Genomic DNA, 2,480 nt, shown 5'->3' with positions numbered 1-2,480 from the left:
CGCCTATGACGCCGCCGTGCAGAAGCTCCTGCTCGGCGACGATTCGCCGCTGATCGCGGCTGGCCGCGTCGTCACGGCGCAGGCACTGGGCGGCACGGGCGCGCTGAAGATCGGCGCCGACTTCCTCAAGCGCGTGAACCCCAATGCGAAGGTCGCGATCAGCGACCCGAGCTGGGAAAACCACCGCGCCCTGTTCGAAAGCGCAGGCTTCGAAGTCGTCGCATACCCGTACTACGACGCGCAAACCAACGGCGTGAACTTCGAAGGCATGCTGAGCGCGCTGAACGGCTACGCCGCGGGCACGGTCGTCGTGCTGCACGCATGCTGCCACAACCCGACCGGCGTCGACCTCACGATCGATCAGTGGAAGCAGGTCGTGGAAGCCGTCAAGGCACGTGGCCTCGTGCCGTTTCTCGACATCGCCTACCAGGGCTTCGGCGACGGCATCACGGAAGACGGTGAAGTCGTGCGCCTGTTCGCCGCTTCGGAACTCAACGTATTCGTTTCGTCGTCGTTCTCGAAGTCGTTCTCGCTTTACGGCGAGCGCGTGGGCGCGCTGTCGATCATCACGAACAGCAAGGAAGAGTCGGCTCGCGTGCTCTCGCAACTCAAGCGCGTGATCCGCACGAACTACTCGAACCCGCCGACGCACGGCGGCTCGGTGGTCGCCGCGGTGCTCGGCTCGGCCGACCTGCGCGCAATGTGGGAAGCGGAACTCGGCGAAATGCGCAACCGCATCCGCGCGATGCGCACGGGCCTCGTCGAGCGCCTCACGGCCGCCGGCGTGGACCGCGACTTCAACTTCATCAACGTGCAACGCGGCATGTTCTCGTACTCGGGCCTGACCGCCGCGCAAGTCGACCGCCTGCGTGAAGAGTTCGGCATCTACGCCGTGAGCACGGGCCGCATCTGCGTGGCCGCGCTGAACATGCGCAACCTCGACGCGGTCGCAAATGCGGTCGCGCAAGTGTTGAAGTAAGTACGCCGGACCGAGACGCGCCGTGCGCCGGGCGGCGCGCCGCGCGCACATGAAAAACGGCGCCGTTCGAACGAACGGCGCCGTTTGCTTTTGCGCTCAGCAGTGCTTGCTTACACGCTGCCCTCGCCCTCATGCGACCCCGCGCCATGACGCCCGGTGTGGTCGCGATGGATATCGTGCGTGACGAAGCCCGAGTCGTTGTCCGGCTTGTCGAGCCAACCCGGCTGCCCGAGCGAGGCCCGGATGTCCTGCAAGCCGCTCGCCCAATGTTCGCGCATCGTCGAGGTGCCGAACTGGAAGTCCTTGAAGTGCCCCTCGTATTCCTTTTGCCGGTAAATGAGGTGGATCACGTTGTACTTCTTCGTACACGAGAGTTCGTCCGCCAGCGCCACCCATGGGTCATTGCGATGCTCCGGCGCGACACGCTCGATCACCTCGCGCAGCACATGGCGGAACCGTTGCGAGCGTTGCAGCATGTCGGTCACGAGACGCGTGCGGCTCGAATACTGAATGTCCTTCACGCGGCCCTGCACGTCGGTGATGTTGTCGGGCACCGGGCCGCGCGCGCTCCAGAGATCCACCTGAAACGCGAGCGTGTCGCGGCGCGGCGTGGTCTGGATCACCTCGTAGAGCGGCGTGTTCGACATCAGGCCGCCGTCCCAGTAATACTCGCCGTCGATCTCCACGGCGGCGAACCCCGGCGGCAGCGCGCCCGACGCGATGAAGTGCTCGGGCCTCAACCTGGTGGTCGTGTTGTCGAAATAGACGAAGTTGCCGCTGCCCACATTGACCGCGCCCACGGAAACACGCGTTTCGCCCGAGTTGATGCGATCGAAATCGCAGAGCCGTTCGAGCGTGGCCTTCAGCGGCTTCGTGTCGTAGTAGCTCGCTTTTTCCGGATGGCCGGACGCATGTGGCAGCGGCGGCGGAAAGCGCGGCACGAAAAAGCCCTTCTGCCCTTCGACGACGGCGCCCGCCGCCTGCATGGCCGTGAAGGTCTTGCGCACGGCGGCGCCCGAGTTGAAGAGCGCGTGCTCGAGGAACGCAGGCAACGGCGGGCTGTAGGCCGGCTGGCAGATCGTCTCCCAGAATTCGCGCAAACGCGCCACGCGATGCCCGGGCGCATTGCCCGCGATGATCGCGGTATTGAGCGCGCCGATCGAGATGCCCGCGATCCAGTTGGGCGAGACGCCTGCCTCGAAAAGGCCCTCATACACGCCCGCCTGATACGCGCCTAGCGCGCCGCCGCCCTGCAGCGTGAGCGCAACGGTTTCCCACTGCTGAGTTTCGCCGCCGCAGTGGGTCACGTGCGGTCGCGGCGCCGTGCCGGTATGCACGGCGGTCTCCTCGCCCACTGCGCTCGACTGAACCTGCCCCTTCTTGCGTTGCGCCATGACCGCGCCTCCTGCGCTCGATGCGTGCGTTATTGCATGAACCAGCCGTGGCTCACCACGAAGGACTGGCCCGTGAACGCGGCGCTCGGGAAGGCCGAGAGGAACAA

General features: G+C 65.8%; 2 protein-coding genes. One reads left to right on the top strand and one right to left on the bottom strand.

Annotation, left to right across the window (positions count from 1 at the left end; all coding sequences use genetic code 11):
* Positions 1-979: amino acid aminotransferase (locus VMJ11_RS17025; RefSeq protein ID WP_325620559.1), on the top strand; the 979-nt coding region annotated here is incomplete at its 5' end.
* A gap of 110 nt (positions 980-1,089) precedes the next feature.
* Here VMJ11_RS17025 and VMJ11_RS17020 read toward each other — a convergent pair.
* Positions 1,090-2,373, bottom strand: coding sequence for a patatin-like phospholipase family protein (locus VMJ11_RS17020; protein WP_325620558.1), 1,284 nt, complete (start codon positions 2,371-2,373; stop codon positions 1,090-1,092).
* Between the last annotated feature and the right edge of the window lie 107 nt (positions 2,374-2,480).

Origin of the sequence: Paraburkholderia sp. (genome assembly GCF_035501035.1) — a bacterium.
GTDB lineage: Bacteria > Pseudomonadota > Gammaproteobacteria > Burkholderiales > Burkholderiaceae > Paraburkholderia.
Note: the sequence above shows the minus strand (reverse complement) of the source record. Positions and strands in the feature narration are given on the sequence as shown.

Coding starts and splice junctions, on each gene's coding strand:
- VMJ11_RS17020 (WP_325620558.1), bottom strand. CDS start 2,373: ATGGCGCAACGCAAGAAGGGGCAGGTTCAGTCGAGCGCAGTGGGCGAG.